We start from the raw sequence: 21,029 nt of genomic DNA, 5'->3' as shown, positions 1-21,029 counted from the left end.
AAATGAATCATAAAATAGCTCAAGGCAACCTGCTAGTTGTTGAAGATAATCCAACGAATCTAAGTTTTCTGTTTAATTATTTGACGAAATCTGGCTTCAAGGTACTTGTCGCCACGGATGGGGAAACGGCGATCCAGCGAGTTGAAGCGGCTCAACCTGATCTGATCCTGCTGGATGTGATGATGCCTGGAATTGATGGATTTGAGGTATGTAAACGACTGAAAAGTAATCCTTCAATGCGGGATATTCCAGTCATTTTTATGACAGCACTATCAGATACAATCAAAAAAGTTCAGGGATTTGAAATTGGCGCGGTTGATTATATTACGAAACCGATTCAGCCGGAAGAGGTTGTAAGCCGAATCCAGACTCATCTGACCCTACGAAACCTGCAAAAGGAACTGCAAGTCAAAAATGAACACTTGTTACAATCCCAACAGCAAGAAAAGCAGAGATCGTTGGAACTTGAAAAGGCGCTACAAAAGCTGCAAGAAACTGAAGTTCAACTGATTCAAGCCGAGAAAATGTCCTCCTTTGGCAAAATAGCAGCGGGTATTGCTCATGAAATTAATAATCCAATCAATTTCATCTACGGAAACCTTTATCACGCCAATGAATATATTCAACAACTTTTTGATTTAATCACGCTTTATCAAGAAACTTATACCCATCCGACAGAGAAAATTACTACCCAAATCCAGGCGATTGAGTTAGAGTTTATCCAATCCGATTTACCTCAACTTCTGGACTCTATGCAGGTTGGTGCTGAGCGCATCCGCAAAACTGTATTGTTGCTCAAGAATTTTTTTCATCTGCATGAGGCTGAGTTAAAATTCATTGATATTAATCAAAATATCGATAACACACTCTTGCTCTTACAGTACCACTTAGATGCTAAACCGGGACGACCGAGGATTAACGTGATCAAAAACTACAGCAATTTACCTCAAGTCAAATGTTATGCTAGTCAGCTCAACCAAGTGTTTATGAATATCCTGACTAATGCTATTGATGCTTTAGATGAGAAGTATGGCAGACGGGAGAGTAATTTGGGGTCAATTAGAAGGGATAAAGGAGAGGAGGGGGATGAGGGAGAATTTTGGCGATCGCGACTCCATCGGGAACAATCCCTAACCCCTACAATTTGGATTAGTACAGCGATTGTCGAACAGACAAATATTATTATCCGCATTGCCGATAACGGATTAGGAATAACAGAAGATATACGCAACAGGATATTCGATCCCTTCTTTAGCACCAAACCAGTCGGTTCTGGAACGGGTTTAGGATTGACGATTAGTTACCAAATCATCGTGGAAAAGCACCAAGGTCAATTACTTGTCACGAGTGAAATGGGAAACGGTACAGAGTTTGTGATTGAGATTCCCATTCAGTCGTGACGCTCCTTACGTCGCTACCGCTTCGCTAACGCCCCTACTTAACGGGGAAAATCCTCAGCATCAATACAGGTGGCTAGCGCACTTGGCAAAGAAAAATCAATTTCGCGACTCAAACCAATTACGCATTCGGAAAAACGCAAGGGGCGAATAGTGCTGCGACAGTTTGCTAGCACCAAGAGTGGATCAGAGCCTTGAGTACGCTGGTTAATATTAACCATACAGCTTGCCAATTCCTTGGGACGCCGGACGCGCATACAAGCAAATAAGGCTTCATCAGCAGCAACTGGCGTTAACTCCTCGATTTTCAGGACACACAGAGATAAATCCTTGGGATAAAGCGCCTCAGCACAAGTTATTGCTGCATTTTCCCTAGAGATACCCGCACGCAAGAGTTCTGCGGCGCAGATTTGAAACTGATCGACACCAGCATTCACAGGAGTAGTAGGAAAAGCTAGGGTGAATAAACTCGCTGTAACTAGCGGACTAGCACACATTTGCCAAAAATGACGACGGCTAACGCGATTTTTCCTGTTCATAGTGGGTTTTCTGGTGAACGATATCCTAGGCTAGGATAGCCGATTTGCAGCAGTTTTCAAGTAAATGAGGGGAAAACACGGGGAAGCTGGGGGAGCATATCATCTCCTGAGAAAGGATCAACCGATAGGAATAGGGTTACCTTGGTTTGGCTTAGTCCAAGACTATATTCCTGGAGACTCTTTGCAAACGCTATTAGATCAGGGAAAACGATTCACAGAAGCGGACGTTTGTCAAATTGCCGAGAGTATTTTAGAAATTCTCATTTATATGCATGAACTCTCGCCCCCTGTATTTCACCGTGATATTAAACCGAGTAATTTAATTTTAGGTCAGGATGGACAGATTTATCTGGTTGATTTTGGTGCCGTACAAGACCGAGCAACAGCAGAAGGTGTAACATTTACAGTAGTGGGAACCAGTGGCTATGCACCACCAGAACAACTTTGGGGAAAAGTGGTTCCCGCCTCGGATCTCTATGGATTAGGGGCGACATTAATTCATTTGTTAACGGGAATAGCACCGGCTGATTTACCCCAACATCAGATGCGCTTACAATTTAGCCATTGTGTCAATCTCACTCCCCATTTTTCCCAATGGTTGGCACGTCTGACAGAACCGGCACCAGAACGACGGTTTACTGGGGCGCGTCAAGGGCTATTGAGTTTAAAATCAGGTGAAGATTCGCTGAGAAAGCCTGGACAGCCTCGCGTGCGTTATGGTCGTATAGCTGGCTTGACCTTACTCCAGTTGCTCATTGCCAGTATTGCCCTCGGTCTGATTTTGCCAAATTTTTTGAGAATCAGACAAACCCCACCAGGGGACGCCAAAGATGATGTAAGTTTGATGAACAGCACCCAGCAACAGTTAGATTAGAGACATGAGTCTTTAACTAATCCAAGGCGATATGCTACAGCCCCAACAGATCTTACGCGATCGCTATCAGCTTAAGCAAAAATTGGGTGACAATCCTCGGCGTCAAACCTGGCTGGCAGATGATATAACCCTATCTGTGCCTCAACCCGTGATTGTGAAACTCTTAACCTTTGGCGGTGAGGTGCAATGGGACGATTTACGGCTATTTGAACGGGAAGCACAGATCCTCAAACAGCTAAAGCATCCCCGCATACCCAAGTATAGAGACTATTTTCACATCGATGAGCGATCGCTGTGGTTCGGCTTAGTGCAAGACTATATTCCTGGCGTTTCCCTGAAAACCTTGATGAGTCAGGGTCAGCGATTTATTGAAGCCGATATCCGTAAAATTGCCAGAGAACTCCTGCACATTCTTCAGTTTCTGCATCAACTCAATCCAGCCGTACTCCATCGCGATATCAAGCCCAGCAATCTGATTTGGGGTGAGGATGGGCATATCTATTTAGTCGATTTTGGTGCGGTGCAGGATCGAGCAACCACAGAAGGTGCTACATTTACCGTAGTGGGAACCTATGGCTATGCTCCCATGGAACAGTTTGGCGGTCGGGCAGTTCCCTCCTCTGATCTCTATGCCCTCGGCGCGACGCTGATTCATCTGCTCACAGGTACAGCGCCGGCTGATTTGCCCCAACGGAATTTACGCATTTGCTTTGAAGACCGAGTGAACCTCAATCCCAGTCTAGTCAGTTGGATGCAAAAGCTAACCGAACCCGCACTAGAACAGCGATTTAAAAGTGCTGCTGCTGCGCTCAACGCCCTGGAATCGGGTCAAACAATGCGCCATTCTATTCAAGCGACTCCCACCGCCTTTATTAACAATTCAGGCTGTGGCGGTTTATTTGACGCCTTAATCCCTGTCCCCGATGAAATCAAAGGCTGGAATTGGGGTGCGTTTTTCATGCCCTACTTGTGGCCCCTCACCAATAAAGTTTGGATTGGACTGTTCGCATTAGTCCCGCAAGTGGGATGGTTGATGGCAATCGTGTTAGGCGCGAAGGGGAATGAATGGGCTTGGAAAAGTAGAAAATGGCGCAGCATTGAGCAATTCAAAGCCCATCAACGCGGCTGGACGATTGCCGGACTGTTTATTGGTATACCTATGGCATGGATTTATATCGGATTACTTGCCATGTTTATCCTGTGAAGCAACTGAACGATTATACTTTTGTCATTGTCACTCATCTGCAACGGGGAGCGAACAATGAGTTTGTGGGTTTCCCTTAACGCAACTCCCGCCTGATTACGCTGTTCACTGTGAACCTACCACAGGTATTGTGTTAGTCTCATGCCTACTTCACAGAAACGTTAAAAAAATTAACAAAATTTTATTTCCATAAACTTTGAACATCTGCTAAGGTAGCATCACTTAGCCAAATACAAGTTGTCAGACCTTCTCAACGGATAGGAGAGGAGAAAGTCAAAACTCATCCATAAGCAAGCCATTAAGAGGCTGGTAGCTTAATAAAAGCTATTGGTTTTTAGTTGTCAATGCAAGTTAGGGGTTAGACCGATGACAAAAAATAGTCAACTTCCGTCTACGGCTTATTATTATTGAAGCATTTCCTGTTTTTTATTATTTTTTATTTCCCTTGGGGTGTATATGTTTTTTAAGAGTGGGTTGAAATTTACTCAAAACAATAGGCAAAAGGTTCGGCTTTTGCTGAAAAGGGTTGTTATAGGGTTCTTCCTGGTATTGACGATTTTCTCTTTGACAGCAAAACCTGCTTTAGCCCATAGACCTCATGATGTTGTCACTCAAGTTGATTTATCTCCGAAGTATGAGCAAGATCAAGCATTATTTATTATAGTGCGGAGTAGTTTATTTAAATCAACGGACGGAGGTTCTTCGTGGCAAAGAATCGTTAATGGCTTGGATAATATAGCGAATTTAGCGGGTTTATCTATTTCTCCAACCCGTCCGGTTCTCTTTATGTCATCCTTTGGAGACGGGATATATAAATCCTCAGATGGGGGAGATTCATGGCAAAACGTAAATAACGGATTAGACAATTTAAACATTGAAGTCTTAGAGATAGATCCCAACGCTTCGGATTTCGTTTTAGCAGCCGGAAGTGAAGGTGGACTCTATAAAACCGATGACGGCGGTGCAAACTGGAATAAAGTTCTAGATAACCAGAATGAAATTAAGACAATTAGCTTTATTCCGAATGATACAAATTCAATCGTTATTGGAGATGAGGAAGGGAATATCTATGTGTCAGGGGATCGCGGTGAAACCTGGCAAAGGAATTCTCCTGTTGAAAATAGTGGCGCCATTACAGCTATAGCCGTTTCACCCAATTTTTCCTCAGATCAAACTATTTTTGTTGGCACAGACAAAGGCGGTGTACTTCAAACAACTGATTTGGGAGCCTCATTCACACCCTTAAATCAGGGATTGTCTGACCTATCCGTCCAAGATATTGTCATTTCACCGAGTTATGCCAACGATAAAACTCTATTTGCCTCAACCTGGAATGACGGCTTCTTTTACTCACAAGATAAAGGAAAGACGTGGAAAAAATCGAGTCAAGGTTTGGTGAAAGATAGTCAAGCCGATGACATGAAAAGTCCTCATTTCACGGATTTGAGTGTCTCTGAAAAGACCCTGTTTTTAGGAGGATTTGATGGTCTATTTAAAACTACAGATAGTGGACAGACGTGGCAACTTTTAGAAACCTTATCCCCCAGAACAATTGTTGCTCTAGCAGTATCTCCTGATTATGCAAATGATTCAACCGTCGCTATTGCTCCTTACGTGGGTGATCCGTATATCAGCAACGATGCTGGAATGAACTGGACTCAGATGTATAAAGGGTTAGAAGCTCCTTATTTAACCCAAAGTTTTGAAGAACCAACACAAGATCCGCGACGGTTTTTCGATATTGCCTTTTCTCCGACTTACCGTTCTGATAAAACTCTCTTTGCCACCTTATTATGGGATAATTTTTTACGATCGACTGATGGAGGAAAGCATTGGCAGAGAAGTCAACTTCCAAAGGTTCCTAAGTATTCTACGCGGGGAATGACTATCGCCACTTCACCAGCCTTTGACTCCGATAAAACTATTTACTTACTCACCCAGCAAGGTGTTATTTACAAGTCAACCAACGCCGGAAAAAAATTCTCAGTTCTCAGCAAAATTAGTAAAGACTTTAGTAATGAAACAGCGTCCATCGTCATCTCTCCAGATTTCCTATCTGATCCAACTCTTTACGCATCTAGTTCTGAGCCTGGAGTTTTTCAGTCTAGTGATGCAGGTAAAACTTGGCAATCTGTTAGTGAAGACAGTGGTTTAGGTGAAACTAGCAGTATCCGCTTGGCGATTTCACCGAATTACAAGGCGGATCAAACTGTTTTTGCGGGGACTGACCGAGGACTTTTTGTAACAACCAATGCTGGAAAAATATGGGACAAGTTATTGAGTTCTGCTGCTATCGAAAACGGCTATATAGAAGGCGTCGCCATATCTCCGAATTATCAAAACGACCAAACCTTGATTGTTAGCGTCAGGGGTAAGGGATTATTTAAGAGCGTTAATCGAGGACAAAGCTTCACACCAATTGGGAATGATAACCTGGCATTTGCCAGAATGAATAACGTCCCCTGTGCGGGTATACCCATCCAGTTTTCACCCGCCTACGCTACGGATAATACCCTATATGGCTTTGGGTCAGCCCAAGCAGAAATCTTTAAATCAACTGATGGCGGTAATACCTGGGCAATAATGGAACTTCCAGAACATGAAGACCAAGAACCTGGATTACTCACGTCTGTAAGTCTGGCGTTTTATGTTTACAGGGGTCAAACGCTGAGGTTGCTACTGTCCCTAATCACGGCTTTATTGGCTTACTTTGTTTTAGGATATCTCGGGTTAGAAAAGCGATTGCCCTTGAAGAAAATACAGATACAACTTTTGGGAACATTTATCATATTTATGGGCGCGGTAATTGTTTTGCTTGCCTAGAATGAACCAAGAAAAAATACAGTAGTTGTAAAGATCATACTAAACGTTCAGGACTCTATAGCAGAATTTTAAAGTAAGCTGCGCTGCATCAACTATCTAAGTAAGGTGTTTTAAAAACTATGACTTCTTTCACAAAATGGACTAAACGAAATCGTTATTATTATGAGGACATTCAAAAATTATATGTTTTTTTTGTTCAAGCCAACTCAGATGTTTTAGAAATTGGTTCAGAACTCGCTTATTTGCTAAATGCTGTAAAGCCTAAAGTAGGGTTAGGAATCGATAGCAATGCTGAAGCTGTTAAAATAGCCAGACAAAAATTTCCAGAATTAGAATTTGGGATTGAAAAACCCGAATCTTTTCAGTGCAGTCAAGCGTTTGATTACATATTGATGGCTAACGCAGTCAGTTATATCGGCGATATTCAAAAAGCTTTACTCAACTTACAAAAAGTCTGTAAGCCTTCGACAAAATTAATTTTAACATTTCATAATCCCGCCTGGGAAATTATTTTGAATTTTGCAACTTTACTCAAACAAAGAAGATCAGTTTATAATCTGAACTGGCTAAGTTATGAAGATATTCATAATTTACTCGATCTATCTGGATTTGAAGTTATTTTTCATGGAAAAAGAATGTTGTTTCCTCGGCGGATACCTATTTTTTGCAGTATATTCAATAAATTTTTAGCTCCCTTACCACTTATCAATAATCTTTGTTTAACTGAATATATTATTGCTCAACCTCAACCTGATCCAGTTAAAGCACAAAAAAACATCCAAAATTTAACCTGTTCGGTAATTGTGCCAGCACGAAATGAAGCCGGAAATATTGAACGATGTGTGACGGAAATGCCTCAGTTAGGCAAGCACACAGAAATTATCTTTATCGAAGGACATTCCCGGGATAATACGTGGGAAGAAATTCAACGAGTTCAGGCGAAATATGGCGATCAATGGGATATCAAAAGTTGTCAACAAAAAGGAAAAGGCAAAGGAGATGCTGTTCGCCAAGGGTTCAATATGGCGACGGGAGATATATTAATTATTCTAGATTCTGATTTAACCGTTAAACCGGAAGATTTAGTTCACTTTTTTGATGCTGTTGCATCGGGACGTTGTGAGTTTGCCAATGGTTGCCGTTTGATTTATCCTATCAATTCTCAAGCTATGCCCTGGCTGAATCGAATGGCTAACCGCTTTTTCGCTTGGTTATTGTCATACTTACTTAATACAAAAATTAAGGATTCTCTATGTGGTACTAAAGTCCTTTCAAAAGAAAATTATCAGCGCATTGCTGCCAATCGATCATATTTTGGTGATTTCGATCCCTTTGGCGATTTCGATTTACTTTTTGGTGCTGCTAAATTAGGGTTAAAAATTAAAGATATACCAGTGCGATATGTTCCTAGGACTTATGGTCGTTCAAATATACAACATTTTAAAGAAGGTTTAGTTTTGTTTAAAATGTGTCTGTATGCTGCTCAAAAAGTAAAATTTATTTAGACGGAATCTATCCCTATCGAAAAAAATTAACCCCTTACTTGGATATAGTAAATTTTATATGTTATATAGTTTACGTTCTGCATACCTTACCAAGATTGTTCATTTTTTCAGAACAAATTTGCCTCATAAAATTAAGGTATTAGTTATTTTTGTACTTGTTGTTGGCGTTATTTTACGTTTTGTAAATATTGACAATAAGATTTTTAATTGGGATGAAGTTAGGAGCTTTTATCGACTATCTGGATATGTAAGAGAAGAGGTAATTCAGCAAATGTTTACGGGTGATATAATTACACCTCAAGATATTCAAAAATATCAAACGCTTTCTCCAGAAAAAAAACTAGATGATGCGGTTTATGCGCTTTCTAATAATCCAGAGCATCCACCACTCTTTTACTTAATGGCTAGATTTTGGATGCATTTATTTGGGACACCATTTTCAGTAAGAGTTTTAGCTGTTATACTTGGACTTTTATCACTTCTGCCCCTCTACTGGTTATGTTGTGAGTTATTTACAACGCCATTAGTGGGGTGGGTAGAACTTGCCTTATTTTCTATTTCTCCCTATCAGATTTTGCTTTCACAAGCCGCTAGAGAATACAGTTTATGGACTCTAATGACAATTGTATCAAGTGCAATGCTATTATATTCCTTGCGGACAAGGAAAACAATAAGTTGGATTGCCTACACGTTAAGTATAATTGGAGGACTTTACTCTCATCTGTTTTTTGCTATAACCTTGTTTGGTCAAGCTATTTACACTGGTATTACAGAAAACTGGGGTTGGAGTAAAAAAATACGCGCTTATCTTTTCACCTTATTAACAGCTACTATAGCTTTTTTACCGTGGATTATTGTAATTTTCACCAACTATGGACGATTTGAAGAAGTAACGGCTTGGACAAGAGAATTTGAATCTGGATTTCAATAAATAATTCAATTAAACATTAAGAATATTGGGGACATTTTTATTGATTTTAATAGCAACACCAGGATTGAATACTACCTTTCAATTATTTTTGTTTGTTTGTTCGTGTATTCAATTTATCGTATTTATAAATATAGGTCAAAACAGAAATGGTTGTTTCTTGTATTACTCATTTTTCCCTCATGGTTAATTTTGATATTGCCGGATATGGTTTCACAAGTTGGTGTAAGATCTTTGCAGTCTCGTTATTTAGCGACATCATATTTAGGAATTCAAATTAGTATTGCTTACTTAATTGCTGAGGGAATGCAATTTAAAAACCATGCCATAAGACTGACAAGTAGCTTATTCCTTGTGATGCTGATTTTATTTGGAGGAATATCTGGAGTATTAATTACACATTCTCAAGATTGGGATTATTTAGAGCTTAAGGGAACACCAATATCTGAAAATCTTCAAATAGCTCCGATTATTAATAAAAATGAACATCCCCTTGTGATCAGTGACTCAACTCATAGCTATCTCCTGTCTTTAAGTTATATTATTGGCGATCATGTCAAATTCCAGTTACTTAAGGAGAATGCTGTAAATCAGTGGACAAATAAGCTAATGCTTGCCCAGGCAGAACATCAATTTAGTGACATATTCCTGTACTATCCACGTCAAGAGTTGCTGGACTTCCTAGACAACAATTATCCGAATTATAAAGCTAAAAAAATTTACAAAGGACTATTTAGATTGTACCGGACATGATAAAATAAAACTAGAGTAGACTATTTATCTTGTCAAGAGCTTAAAAAACATTAATGGGACTTAATCATTATGAAAGTTATTAATGCCAAAACTATAGATTATTTGAAGAAATTAAAAACAATACATTTACTCTTTGTTATTATTTTAATTTTTGGGATATTTTTGCGTTTTGCCAACCTCGATCAAAAAGTTTACAATGCTGATGAGGTCAGGAAAATTATCTGGCTTTCTGGTCATAGCAGTGAAGCCTTTAAAGAAGAAGTTTATAGGGGAAACATTGTTAGCGCAGAAGAGTTAAAAAGATATCAATACCCAAGTGACGACACAACTCTAGCTGATGTCTTTAAAGTTTTATCAGGCAAAACAGAACACGTTCCTCTGCACCATATAATCAGCCGATTTTGGCTGCAATTGTTTGTGACTCATTCATCCGCGAAAGTCGTCTCAGTTTTGTTAAGTTTTTTATACTTTCCTTGTTTGTATTGGCTATGTATTGAGTTATTTCAATCCCCTTTAACTGGATGGGTATCAATAGCTATAGTTTCTATTTCTCCCTTTCATATATTGGCATCTCAGAACGCCGGTTCATATAGCTTATGGACTGTTACTATTTTATTGTGTAGTGCGGCACTATTAAGAGCGTTGCGAGTCCAAGCTAAAACCAGTTGGTTGATGTATGCTATTACACTGACACTAGGATTTTATACGCACTTATTTTCAGTTGTAGTTGCCTTGGGACAAGCAATTTATGTAATATTAATCGAAAAATTAAAACTCACCAAAACTTTAATTAATTATGGCTTATCCTGTGTCATCAGTATCGTTTTATTTAGTCCTTGGATTGTTATTTTCTTTGTAAATTTAGGCAGAGTTGACGAAGGGACAAGCTACTATGACCAATTTAATATTAGTTTTCGTAAACTAATCATGTTTTTATATAGCAATATTGGTCATGTTTTTATCGATTTTTATCATCGATATGGCAGAGTAGAGAAACTGCTATATTTATGTCTGTTCCTGTTAATTACTTATTCTCTCTACCATCTAGTGCGTAAGACCCAAATAAATGTATGGCTGTTTATCGTTATCCTGATTACTCTCACTCCTATATTACATATAATTGCCAATTTTATTACTCCCTCAGCATTACACATACAATCTCGATATTATCTACCTTCTCATTTAGGTATTCAGTTATCTGTTGCTTACTTATTAGCCTCTCAAATGGGTTCAACATCTCTTAAGGTGTGGCAACGTCGTGTTTGGTCTATTATCTTCTTGATTATAATCACACTGGGGATGATTTCGGGAACGATTTTAATGCAGGAGAAAACTGCTGGTTTAGATGATCAGCGAGGAACAGCTAGTGGGAAAAATTTAGCGGTTGCGCCCTACCTCAATCAAGCTGAGAATCCTTTAGTCATCAGCGAAACCACACACAGTTTTATTTTAGCGCTACTCTATCTGATTGATAATGATGTCAAGTTTCAGCTTTTGCAACCTGACAATGTTCAGCAATGGCAGCAAAAACTTAATTTAGTCGAAAACATTAGTGAATTTAGTGATGTTTTTGTTTTTTATCCCGATCCAAAATTTAAGACTTTCATTGAGCAAAATGAAAACATTACAATTCAGGTAGTTGTCAATGGTCTTGATAAAATCAACCTCAAAAACTAATTAGGTTAGGTTTGGTAATAGCAGGTTAATATGGCTATAGCGTCGGTCTAGTAACCAAAGTTATCGGTGGTAATCTCGAAGGTCGTGAAGGGTCAAAAGACGGGAGACTGGGTATCGTATTGTTACCATTTTGAGACAATTGAAGTAGATGCTTCGATTACTGGACTGGTGTTTTAGGACATGGGTTAAGTATTCCCCGAAACTGGGCTTCTCGTGAATAAGACAACAAAATATTGGTCTAAAGATTTTTCCAAAGGTTCAGGACAGGGAAGTATTCAACTATTTCTAAAAGAATAAACAATTTTAATTTTATAGTTTCTTATTAATCGTGCTGCAATATTCCGATAAGGTTTCAGAGCATTTATCGAAATGTAGCCTTGCTTTATCGATTAACTCGGCAGAAATAATATTTTCTAACTTTCTCTGATTTCTGATAATACGACCCGCTTTAATATTTCCCTTATGATCGCCGACATTTGGCATTCCCGTTGTTCTGAGAACTTCATATTGCTCGGAAAAATTTTCTCTGGTTTCTAAAACTTGCTTTAAAGCCATAAATACAGAATCAGTATGATTTAAGAGTTGCTCATAAGTCAAAAACATACTGCGTTTTTTGCTATTAATGAGTTGAGCATAGCTGACTAAACTTGATAAGCGATTAATGTAGTAATGACAAGCCGTTTCTTCATTCCAATGGGGTTTTAAATCCATGATGCTGGCTAGACTCCGCTGGGGTTCTCTTAAAAGAAATAAAGCGTAGATTTGCTGAGATCTTAAAAAATCTTCCGTTAAAAATTTATTATCATGTAAAACTTTATCTAAAACATATTTATGATTCATCTGTAACTTGTTCAAGTCTTCCAGTTTAGTGAATTCTCGTGAATGTAAGTAAACCTTCAAAAATAAATTTTTAAAGTCTTGTTCGGAATCATATTGAATATGGGTTTCTCCATATCCGATAATTTCGGAATTAGAATTTAACAGATGAGTGAGTAGCGATGAACCCGATCGCATGTGGCTGAGAATAAAAAGAATTTTGTACGGTTGCGCTCGTCCAAGGATGGTATACGGATCAGCAAGGGTGTTGATCCGAAAGTGAAAGTATCCAGAAACCAGATCATTTTTATACAGTCTAATCCGGTGACGTAGTGTTTGCATTTGTTTCATGGTAAGCCAACTGAATCGTTACGAATATCATTTATAACCAATGTTCAAAAATAAGATCATAATACCCAGCTTGTTCGGGCGGATACCACCCTTTCTCAATCTTCTCAATAAGTTTAGGGAGCGCTTTTATGAATTCTGGCTCCCGATTTTTGGGGTGAACAGTCCAAGCTTTGGGTGAATCCAGCACCGCTCGAACATAGGACGTTTCTTCCAAGCGATTTGATACCATAACTTCCCAAGAATCTAATTGTCCTTTTCCAGTTAAATAATTGAGTTTGGTTTTTAATGATATCGGTAATCCATTCAGTACCTTATTTTTGTAAGTTCTCCAGAAAATCGGAAGTGGAAGTAAGCTATCAAAACGTTTGCGATCGCTCAGATAAACACGACTGCTAAAAAACTTAAACTTATAGAATCCCTGCGGCTCTCGTTCGTAAGGAACTCGCTGATTGATTTCACCATCATCTTTGGGTGGACCTGTCAGAGGTCTAACTGACATCACATCTGGATAGTTTTGCAGTAATTTAATTCCCTCTTCTATCCAACTGTAGTCTGGTTGCTGGTGAATCAGCATATCACTATCAAAGTGAACCACGTAGTCTCCGGGAACTTCTTCAATGGAGAAAATTGTGCCGAGGATTGGATAGCCTTTATAGTTATGGCTCTGGCGTATCCTCGTCCCAAAATGTTTTTGATAGATCCGTTTTTGGTAATCCGGGGAGTAATCAATATCAACAACTTTGTCAACCACACCCGCCGCGAGTAGCTGATCACAATAGTCCCGGAGTTGTTCCAGGGTTCCCACACCCGGACGATTCACTTTGTCACCGGACAAGGGGGCTGTATCTACGGCTAAAAGACGTTGAGTAAACGGAAAATTACACATCCTCACAATATGAGGAATTGTATGCATCATGAATGGGATATCAGTTCGCGCCACCATGATGGATAGTGAACAGGTTGCAGATGCCATTAATTAATTAGTAAACACCCTTTCCCTATTATAAACTGAATTCGATATTCATAGGAAGTTGCCTTCCCAGAGAAGGGCGGGTTGATTTAAGTGATCGGTTTGTGGGAAAATATTATCGGTAAAACCAACCCCTACATTCCCCACCGCTATTATTAGCATAGCTAAGTGGGAAAAACTCGCAACTCAAGTGGCGAGCGAGCTAAACGCCTCGCTCAGTTTCATCCGTCGGATAAATCGCGAGGGAGCCTGCACCATCCCTTGCATCATTAAGGTTTTGCTGCTCATTAGCTCTTTTAGTTGTTGCTAAACCACCGAATTTGTTCTGGTTTTTATTAGCACTCCATGTCATTGAGTGCTAATTTTACGACTCACTTGAACTTGCCCTCGACCGTCAAATAAAAATTTTATAAAATTGTTCACAATGATAATCTAAAATCAATCGCTTTGATTATTATTGGGGATAGAGGCTGTAAAAGTAGAGGTCGAATCCCATGAACTATACATTTGATATCCTAGGCGTTTCGCCAGTCTTAGAGTTTTTTAATCATCAACAGCAGGTCAGTCAAAAAGCCACCGCCCCAGGTGTTGAATACTTAGGAACCTATCAATGTACCCTGGACGCCTTCTTAGAATCGGTTGAAACCGTTCCGACTCAGAAAGGATGGGATATGGATAGAGCGGTGGATACTGTAATTCAATTTTGGATGAATCACCCGGAGCGGATTCGCTACTGGAAAGATCGTCTAGAGGGTGCCGGGAACGCCAATGTACTGGTGTCACGAATTGCAGATATGCCATCGCTCAAAGCCCAGTTTAACTCGCTGTTCAAGGAAAACTAAAAGGCAGAAGGCTCTAGGGTAAAAGACAGAAGGGTTCTTACGGATACGTGGTTGTTTTAACCATTAAATCTGTCCTAACCTGAATAGCACTGGCTTAAACTTAATGTCGCTGACCTTAAGAGTGGGGTTGGGCTAATTCAGCTTTTAATCGTTCCGCTTTTTTAACCCCCTCTCTTTCTCTCCCTGCTTCCCCTGCTCCCTCTGCTCCCCTGCTCTCCCTGCTTTTAGCGCTTAAGTTGACACCGACGTACACCCTTTCACGCCCCGTACACCCTATTTAACTGTAAAATCTATCCCCCAATTTTAGCTGTATCACGCCAATCTCTAGGGAGACACCATCCAAAACCTCCCCCATAAATAGCCTAGGTATTTAAATCCCGATCAATTGATTCAGAAGAATCCCGATTGAACCTTAAGCTATTCTCCAGATATTCAATCCGTTTTTGCTGATTCGCCAGTTGCTGAGTTTGCTCATTGAATTCTTTCTCTAAGTCTTTATTCTGTCGCTTCTGATGAGCAAGTTTCCAATTTTGCCGCATCAGAGACGGTACTGATACCAATAATCCCACCACAACGCCAACCCCTAGGGTTAAGACAAGAACTAACGCCAAAGATATCTCGACTCGCCAAATCCCTAAAGTAACGGCGATAGGCACAGCATTTTGTAACGCAAAGATAATCGCCAAGATCGCTATAACAACCCCTAAAATTAAAAATAATCGCATCCGTTATCAGCTAAAATTTAAATACACAACACAAAGCAGATGATCGAACGGCAAGTCACATTATCTCAAGAATAGCCCAAGCGAGGTGTCTGATGTCCGCAAAAGCCACAGTTCTCAAGCAAAGCGAACTCCTAAACCGATTAGCCTTAAATCGTCATACCGCTGAAGAAGTCGGTCGAGTGATACAGCTATGGCTTGATTTGCAAGCCCACCGCGTAGTTGGGTTAACCTGCAAGTCCGGGTTTCTCGGCGGCAAAAAACACCACTTTACCTGGGAACAAGTCAATACTATTGGCAGCGATAGTATTCTTGTCAACAGCCTTAAGGAAGAAACCGAGTCGGAAACCCTGGAACCCCTCGATTCTCGCATTGGTGTAGAAGTTTGGACAGATGCGGGAAACAAAGTCGGTAAACTCGTTGATTATATAATTGAACCCGAAACCGGAGCCGTCCTTAATTACTTATATTCCTCCAGTGGTTGGCAAGGAATAATGGAAGGGATTTATACCCTTGCACCCGCAGCCGTTTCCAGTGTGGCAAAAAAGCGGATCATTGTTCTAGAAGCGGCAGTAAAAAACAGTGATAAATATACCGAAGGCGTCCATGAACGCATGAGTCAAGCCGCAGACTTTATTCGTAGTGACTACAAGAAAACGCTTCAGCATGTGGAATCCCTTAAACAAGGTGTTCCCCAGGTTACAGATCATCTAACCGACCAAGCCAAAGCCGCTGGTGATAAACTCAAAGAACGATTTTCTGAAGGGAAAGCGTCGAGTCAAAAAAAGGATGAAGAATGAAAAACAATTGAATGTTGAGTGTTGAGGATTCCCCCTTCACAACCTTCAAAAAATTTTCCTTCAAATCCTTTAATCCCCTCTGCGCCCTCTGCGTAAACCTCTGCGTCCCTCTGCGTTAAAAACTATCTAATTCTGATGCTAACAGATTGAGCATCACCAATCACCAATTACCAATTACTGAGGCAAAAATTTACCCGTTGAATCAATCTGCAAAGAAGTATTCGGAAAATCACTCTGAGTAAGCTGGCGCATCAGTCGAATCGTGCGTCCTTGGGAATCAGGATAAGGAATCCCCTGACGATTTAGCATAATTGGAATAATTTGACCCGAAACTAAATCACCCTGATTATCCAACTCCACATCTAATACTAAAGAATACGCCAGTTGAGCTTGAGTCGAGAGAGTCCGATAGCCCATAAAATTACCCAAAGAATAAGCAATTAACTTTCCCTTATAAACTTCTAATGCTCTAGGAACATGAGGTCCATGTCCGAGAATTAAATCAGCGCCGTGGTCAATCATCGTCTGGGAAAAATTAACCAAATTGCCGCGATTTTCGCCAAAAAAATACTCCGTTTGATTGCGAACATGCATCGCCCCAGTTCCTTCAGCCCCCGCATGGACAGAAATAACCACGATATGGGCATTTTGGCTAGCTTCTTTCACTAACGCTATAGCCCCTGGCAAATTATTTAATGAATTGTGATAATTAAAGTAACTAAAACCAATCCAGGCAATCCATAAATCATTGATATTAGCATATAGAATTTGATTCTTTTCCCCTAATGCTTTAACCCCCGCCTGTTCCAGATTCTTGATAGTATCTGCAAAGCCTTGACGTGAGAAATCATAAGAATGGTTGTTGGCAACGCTCATAATATCAAAGCCCACCTCCTTCAATAAAGAGGCATAATCAGGCGGCGTGCGAAAGGCAATAATTAATCCCCCTATCGACTTAGCGGAATAGGGATAATTGGTTAAGGTACTCTCAAAATTACCAAATAATAAATCAGCACCTTGCAGAGTAGGTTGAACGGCTTGAAAGAGAACCGTTTTATTAGGATGCAGTTTATTCTGAGGATAATTTGTACCCGGAATAATATCACCCACGGCTTTAATCTGAACTGTCACATTCGGCGGCGGGGGTTCTATCGGGATATCAGATTGAGGTTGAATGATAGGTTCCGGTGGGGGTTCAGGATAGCTTTGAACGACACCATAACCCATACCGCACAAAAAGCTGACCGTACCCACCGACAGCAACAAGGCTCCACTGCGCCGCAATGGTGTGATAAAGTTTGTCATTTGTCATATCATGTCCTTCTCGCCAGTTATTAGTCCCTTTGATCTTGTTAAGTATTCAACCGGACATGATATCACGCATCATCCATCATTCATCATTGAGCGGTCTTGCCGTCAACGTGTTCGCTATCCCTCCCCACATAAGAGCGTCAGCAAGGTGGGGAGGGATAGCGGGACGCCGAAAGAATGGAGGCGTCCAACATCTCCCTTTTTACGCTACACATAAGCCGTTATTCCTCCTGATTAACTTGACTTTACTGGGGGCAAATTGCCCGATACGTTTCCAGGTGTAGTCACAAACGGAAACATTTTTGGTTTTCTTTGTATCGGTGAACCCGCCAACGTAGCCAATGTAGACTTTCCCAGCTTTTTCGGCTCTTACCAAATCACCAATCCTCACTCCAAAGGGGGTAATCGTCCCACCTTTGCGCTTCCTGATTCCCGACTTGTCCGGTACTTCAAAGTGTAATTGACGGCGGAAAAAGCCATACTCTTTCCCCCGCTTCACCGCACCAGGACGGGTAATGATTTTAAACGGAGAGGAAGTGACGTTAACGCTGCCAAAGTGGGTGTAACCGTATGAGTTAGAACCAGTGAACGGGACATACTTGATGAAATACGCGCAAGCCAACGTAACTCCATCAACCGCGTGGGTTTCCGGTTTGGCTATAGACTTGTTAGCCCAGTCCTTCTCTAACCCTAACTGGGTTCGGAGTTGGGATGTACCGTTCCCATCCTTTTGCCAACCATGCCGGACATAGACAGGGGTGATACCCTGAGCTTGTCGAAGGGCGATTTTTTCCATCTGGGATATTGCCCAATCCTGACCAGTCATCACCGGAGAGAACCCTTTGCCTGACTTGGCACGTTTGCGTTGGGTTTGGTCTACATCGGCTCTAACTCGCTCATAACCAATTGCAGTTACCGGGAATATTGCCGCCAACTCTTTGACTACCCTTAACTCCAACTGCCGGGAGGCTTTAATGGATGGGGGAAGTTTACACTGTTTACGATTATCAAACCTGCATTGGCGGTGGTTACGTTGCTTGAACGGAACGTCCCGGTTAATTCTTCTACCTCGCCGAGACCGTCGTAGCATGGCACGGGTCTCCATTCGCTTTTTAACCCGCCCAAATGGAAGGATAAGGTGCAATTGTAGCAGGGTACATTTAGCAGACTGGACACCGATACCGGAATACGATTTTCCTGGATCTACTCCGACAGTAATCGGTTGTACTTTCTCTGCCTTGGCGAGAGTGAGTTGAACGTAATAGATGCCCAAGTCCGACCACTTCCCAACTGCTTTGCCTTCTTTGACCCATCGTCTAGCCCTAGATGGTTTAGTGGGCATTAGTGGCTTTCCTTCTTTGCTAACTACTGGAACACGATTCATAGAGATAATCCACTCGTGTAAAATGTTTGCGTCTCTTAAGGCATTGGTCAGGGTGTGTCCTGGAATTACCCAGTCAAGAGAGATTCCTGAACCTACATTTAAGCCAAGCTAGAGAAGCGCTTGGAAGTGATTATCCCTTACCAACTCATGCCCTATTCATGACTTCTTGGTAGGTTATCTCTACCAATCCTCGTCCTCACGAAGTAGGGCGGGGTTCATGAAATGTAACTCTGGGTCTTGCGCCACCCAACCCGCAGGTGCATTGAAGCGAACTTCAAAATGCAGATGAGGTTGGTCAATGTCCGGACTTCCTGTAGTACCAACTGTCCCTAGGGGTGTTCCTGCTTTGATCCGTTGACCCGTTCTCACCGAAAGACGGCTTAAATGAGCATAACGGCTTTGGCGTCCACCTTCGTGATTAATCACGACTAAATTGCCATAGGAGCCCTGTTGACCTGTAAAGGCAACTGTACCGGAATCCACAGCTAGCACAGTGGTTCCAGGTTCTGCCAATAGATCAATACCACTGTGAAACTGAGCTTGTCCATCAGCGTTTTGATGCCAACCGTAATTAAACGCTATGGGTGCTAACGTGGGCAAGGGATAACCGGGAAATCCAGTGTAATTTTCCACGGGTTTGCGATTTGCCAGTACCCAATTCACCCCTGAGACAAATACAACTCCTGGCGGTTGTAGGGAACAGCCATTGACCTCAAATAAAATATCAGCGCGGATACCATAAGCCTCCGCTAAGTCTTGCCAGCTAGCCCCCGCCGGAACTTGCACCCGAATCCCATTAAAGGGAGGAATCAGAATATCTCGACCCATCGGCATGGATTTTCCTGACAAGCTAGGATTGAGTTCTACTAAGGTTTCTGGGATCAGGCTGTATCGTTGAGCAATACTATTCAACGTTTCACCAGGCGCTACTTTATGTTTCTGCAAGCGCGAAAGGGCAGGTGCGGGACAGCTATTTTCAGACGGTGAGGATGATTGTGCCGTTGCCAGATTGGGGATTGGGGCAACCAGGCAAATCACGGTGGAAAAAACAGGAAGCCATCGAGATAAAGTCATAGTTGAGAAGTGTGAAGGATGAATGGCTAATGGTATAGTAAGCGATTCAGCGGCTTTTCTGGGCATGTTTAACCATTCCAAAGAGATTAGTTATCGGTTAGTCTGCCCAATTAAACTTTATTGCACTAAATTATCTGTTACATTTATTATCATATTTCCTAAAAATATAATCATCAACCAAGTTTGAACCAATGATAAAGAAATAACTAAAATTTGATGTTGATTTGGCTAGGATATTGACCCCCATCGCTCAAACTCAATACACTAAAAAAAGCTAAGCTGTCAACTTTAATCATTGACTTAGCCGAAACAGAGGTAATTTCTTAAGGAAAATAGACTCTACTTTCCTCTAAATTCAATCAATCCTGTAATTCACGAATTGTCGTTCTCAAAATAAAAACATGACTGCTAAAATAGTAACCCCTGAACAGCCAATTAACGCCACCTCAGAAACATTCCACCGCAAACTCACTAGCGAAGTTCTCACAGAAGAAAAAAAACAGCCCTGGGTTCAACTCATTTCGACTTTTATAGGCACAGTCTCAGCTTACCTAAATAACCGAGTTACGAACACTGAGCAACTTTTACTCACCGCTGCCTTGATTATTGCCGCACTCACGATTCTAAAACTCGGTTTTGCTGTCCTGAAAGCGATTAATACCATTCCCTTTTTGTCATCGCTTCTAGAAATAATTGGTATTGCTTATGTGAGTTGGTTTATTTGCCGCTATTTGCTCAGTGCTGCCAACCGTCAAGACTTAGCCTTACAAGTTAAGTCTTTTAAGGAACAAATTTTTGGCACGAATCCCTAACTATTTAAATTTCCCGAAAAATTTTCAGCTCATTCCACGCCAAACCATTCGGTGGGATGAGCTTACTATTATCGTATGGTATCGTTTTAAGGGATAACATACGAGTCGTAAGCAACCCCGGTCTAAAGACACGGAGCTTTAGCCAAATAAGTTAAAGCTGTGCTTACCAGCCTAAGTGCTAAGCGCACTACGTTATCGGCAAGTGTTAAAGACCTACCTGCGGATGCGATAGCCAGTTTGCTGCTCT

General features: G+C 41.1%; 19 protein-coding genes. 11 read left to right on the top strand and 8 right to left on the bottom strand.

Annotation, left to right across the window (positions count from 1 at the left end):
• Nucleotides 1-2 precede the first annotated feature (2 nt).
• Complete coding sequence (locus tag RIM23_RS15965) at nt 3-1,400, top strand: hybrid sensor histidine kinase/response regulator (protein ID WP_446368188.1); 1,398 nt, start codon at nt 3-5, stop codon at nt 1,398-1,400.
• 38 nt (nt 1,401-1,438) lie between these two features.
• On the opposite strand, the gene RIM23_RS15960 is transcribed toward RIM23_RS15965, so the two are convergent.
• Nucleotides 1,439-1,936 carry a hypothetical protein gene (locus tag RIM23_RS15960; RefSeq protein WP_446368187.1) on the bottom strand — a complete coding sequence of 166 codons (498 nt, stop codon included), beginning with the start codon at nt 1,934-1,936 and terminating at the stop codon, nt 1,439-1,441.
• A 64-nt stretch (nt 1,937-2,000) separates the two neighbouring features.
• Here RIM23_RS15960 and RIM23_RS15955 point away from each other — a divergent pair, with 64 nt between their 5' ends.
• The 7 genes from RIM23_RS15955 to RIM23_RS15925 all read left to right on the top strand — a co-directional run bounded on the left by RIM23_RS15955 (nt 2,001) and on the right by RIM23_RS15925 (nt 11,700).
• Nucleotides 2,001-2,810 carry a serine/threonine protein kinase gene (locus RIM23_RS15955; protein WP_446368186.1) on the top strand — a complete coding sequence of 270 codons (810 nt, stop codon included), beginning with the start codon at nt 2,001-2,003 and terminating at the stop codon, nt 2,808-2,810.
• Between the two features lie 31 nt (nt 2,811-2,841).
• Complete coding sequence (locus RIM23_RS15950) at nt 2,842-4,014, top strand: serine/threonine protein kinase (protein ID WP_446368185.1); 1,173 nt, start codon at nt 2,842-2,844, stop codon at nt 4,012-4,014.
• A gap of 564 nt (nt 4,015-4,578) precedes the next feature.
• Nucleotides 4,579-6,837 carry a WD40/YVTN/BNR-like repeat-containing protein gene (locus tag RIM23_RS15945; protein ID WP_446368184.1) on the top strand — a complete coding sequence of 753 codons (2,259 nt, stop codon included), beginning with the start codon at nt 4,579-4,581 and terminating at the stop codon, nt 6,835-6,837.
• Between the two features lie 119 nt (nt 6,838-6,956).
• Nucleotides 6,957-8,342, top strand: a complete 1,386-nt coding sequence (locus tag RIM23_RS15940) for a glycosyltransferase (protein ID WP_446368183.1) — start codon at nt 6,957-6,959, stop codon at nt 8,340-8,342.
• Nucleotides 8,343-8,460: 118 nt separating this feature from the next.
• Complete coding sequence (locus RIM23_RS15935; protein ID WP_446368182.1) at nt 8,461-9,273, top strand: glycosyltransferase family 39 protein; 813 nt, start codon at nt 8,461-8,463, stop codon at nt 9,271-9,273.
• 189 nt (nt 9,274-9,462) lie between these two features.
• Entirely contained in the window at nt 9,463-10,023 is a 561-nt protein-coding gene (locus RIM23_RS15930) for a hypothetical protein (RefSeq protein ID WP_446368181.1), read from the top strand.
• 69 nt (nt 10,024-10,092) lie between these two features.
• Entirely contained in the window at nt 10,093-11,700 is a 1,608-nt protein-coding gene (locus RIM23_RS15925; protein ID WP_446368180.1) for a glycosyltransferase family 39 protein, read from the top strand.
• Between the two features lie 309 nt (nt 11,701-12,009).
• On the opposite strand, the gene RIM23_RS15920 is transcribed toward RIM23_RS15925, so the two are convergent.
• The 3 genes from RIM23_RS15920 to RIM23_RS15910 form a co-directional block, all read right to left on the bottom strand.
• Nucleotides 12,010-12,867, bottom strand: a complete 858-nt coding sequence (locus RIM23_RS15920; RefSeq protein ID WP_446368179.1) for a sulfotransferase family protein — start codon at nt 12,865-12,867, stop codon at nt 12,010-12,012.
• A gap of 31 nt (nt 12,868-12,898) precedes the next feature.
• Nucleotides 12,899-13,840: a hypothetical protein gene (locus RIM23_RS15915; protein WP_446368178.1), complete on the bottom strand. Its 942-nt coding sequence runs from the start codon at nt 13,838-13,840 to the stop codon at nt 12,899-12,901.
• Nucleotides 13,841-14,039: 199 nt separating this feature from the next.
• Nucleotides 14,040-14,189: a hypothetical protein gene (locus tag RIM23_RS15910; protein ID WP_446368177.1), complete on the bottom strand. Its 150-nt coding sequence runs from the start codon at nt 14,187-14,189 to the stop codon at nt 14,040-14,042.
• 142 nt (nt 14,190-14,331) lie between these two features.
• On the opposite strand from RIM23_RS15910, the gene RIM23_RS15905 reads away from it, so the two are divergent.
• Nucleotides 14,332-14,679: a hypothetical protein gene (locus RIM23_RS15905; protein ID WP_446368176.1), complete on the top strand. Its 348-nt coding sequence runs from the start codon at nt 14,332-14,334 to the stop codon at nt 14,677-14,679.
• Nucleotides 14,680-15,041: 362 nt separating this feature from the next.
• On the opposite strand, the gene RIM23_RS15900 is transcribed toward RIM23_RS15905, so the two are convergent.
• A complete protein-coding gene (locus tag RIM23_RS15900; protein WP_446368175.1) occupies nt 15,042-15,404 on the bottom strand; it encodes a lipopolysaccharide assembly protein LapA domain-containing protein in 363 nt (120 codons plus the stop codon).
• A gap of 92 nt (nt 15,405-15,496) precedes the next feature.
• Between RIM23_RS15900 and RIM23_RS15895 the strand changes: the two genes are divergently transcribed.
• Nucleotides 15,497-16,201, top strand: coding sequence for a PRC-barrel domain-containing protein (locus RIM23_RS15895; RefSeq protein ID WP_446368174.1), 705 nt, complete (start codon nt 15,497-15,499; stop codon nt 16,199-16,201).
• Nucleotides 16,202-16,375: 174 nt separating this feature from the next.
• Here RIM23_RS15895 and RIM23_RS15890 read toward each other — a convergent pair whose 3' ends face one another.
• The 3 genes from RIM23_RS15890 to RIM23_RS15880 form a co-directional block, all read right to left on the bottom strand.
• Entirely contained in the window at nt 16,376-17,506 is a 1,131-nt protein-coding gene (locus RIM23_RS15890; protein WP_446368173.1) for a CapA family protein, read from the bottom strand.
• Between the two features lie 208 nt (nt 17,507-17,714).
• Nucleotides 17,715-18,896 carry an RRXRR domain-containing protein gene (locus RIM23_RS15885; protein ID WP_446368172.1) on the bottom strand — a complete coding sequence of 394 codons (1,182 nt, stop codon included), beginning with the start codon at nt 18,894-18,896 and terminating at the stop codon, nt 17,715-17,717.
• A 180-nt stretch (nt 18,897-19,076) separates the two neighbouring features.
• Nucleotides 19,077-19,970 carry a LysM peptidoglycan-binding domain-containing M23 family metallopeptidase gene (locus tag RIM23_RS15880; RefSeq protein WP_446368171.1) on the bottom strand — a complete coding sequence of 298 codons (894 nt, stop codon included), beginning with the start codon at nt 19,968-19,970 and terminating at the stop codon, nt 19,077-19,079.
• A 401-nt stretch (nt 19,971-20,371) separates the two neighbouring features.
• On the opposite strand from RIM23_RS15880, the gene RIM23_RS15875 reads away from it, so the two are divergent.
• Nucleotides 20,372-20,782, top strand: coding sequence for a CAAD domain-containing protein (locus RIM23_RS15875; RefSeq protein ID WP_446368170.1), 411 nt, complete (start codon nt 20,372-20,374; stop codon nt 20,780-20,782).
• Nucleotides 20,783-21,029: the final 247 nt, after the last annotated feature.

This window comes from Coleofasciculus sp. G3-WIS-01, assembly GCF_040223135.1.
Taxonomy (GTDB): Bacteria; Cyanobacteriota; Cyanobacteriia; order Cyanobacteriales; family Coleofasciculaceae; genus Coleofasciculus.
The sequence above is the reverse complement of the archived record's forward strand: the minus strand, read 5'-3'. Positions and strand labels throughout refer to the sequence as shown.

Bases quoted from the DNA above. Each gene is read 5' to 3' on its own strand.
- RIM23_RS15965 (WP_446368188.1), top strand. From the start codon at position 3: ATGAATCATAAAATAGCTCAAGGCAACCTGCTAGTTGTTGAAGATAAT.
- RIM23_RS15960 (WP_446368187.1), bottom strand. From the start codon at position 1,936: ATGAACAGGAAAAATCGCGTTAGCCGTCGTCATTTTTGGCAAATGTGT.
- RIM23_RS15955 (WP_446368186.1), top strand. From the start codon at position 2,001: ATGAGGGGAAAACACGGGGAAGCTGGGGGAGCATATCATCTCCTGAGA.
- RIM23_RS15950 (WP_446368185.1), top strand. From the start codon at position 2,842: ATGCTACAGCCCCAACAGATCTTACGCGATCGCTATCAGCTTAAGCAA.
- RIM23_RS15940 (WP_446368183.1), top strand. From the start codon at position 6,957: ATGACTTCTTTCACAAAATGGACTAAACGAAATCGTTATTATTATGAG.
- RIM23_RS15925 (WP_446368180.1), top strand. From the start codon at position 10,093: ATGAAAGTTATTAATGCCAAAACTATAGATTATTTGAAGAAATTAAAA.
- RIM23_RS15920 (WP_446368179.1), bottom strand. From the start codon at position 12,867: ATGAAACAAATGCAAACACTACGTCACCGGATTAGACTGTATAAAAAT.
- RIM23_RS15915 (WP_446368178.1), bottom strand. From the start codon at position 13,840: ATGGCATCTGCAACCTGTTCACTATCCATCATGGTGGCGCGAACTGAT.
- RIM23_RS15910 (WP_446368177.1), bottom strand. From the start codon at position 14,189: ATGACATGGAGTGCTAATAAAAACCAGAACAAATTCGGTGGTTTAGCA.
- RIM23_RS15905 (WP_446368176.1), top strand. From the start codon at position 14,332: ATGAACTATACATTTGATATCCTAGGCGTTTCGCCAGTCTTAGAGTTT.
- RIM23_RS15900 (WP_446368175.1), bottom strand. From the start codon at position 15,404: ATGCGATTATTTTTAATTTTAGGGGTTGTTATAGCGATCTTGGCGATT.
- RIM23_RS15895 (WP_446368174.1), top strand. From the start codon at position 15,497: ATGTCCGCAAAAGCCACAGTTCTCAAGCAAAGCGAACTCCTAAACCGA.
- RIM23_RS15890 (WP_446368173.1), bottom strand. From the start codon at position 17,506: ATGACAAACTTTATCACACCATTGCGGCGCAGTGGAGCCTTGTTGCTG.
- RIM23_RS15885 (WP_446368172.1), bottom strand. From the start codon at position 18,896: ATGAATCGTGTTCCAGTAGTTAGCAAAGAAGGAAAGCCACTAATGCCC.
- RIM23_RS15880 (WP_446368171.1), bottom strand. From the start codon at position 19,970: ATGACTTTATCTCGATGGCTTCCTGTTTTTTCCACCGTGATTTGCCTG.
- RIM23_RS15875 (WP_446368170.1), top strand. From the start codon at position 20,372: ATGACTGCTAAAATAGTAACCCCTGAACAGCCAATTAACGCCACCTCA.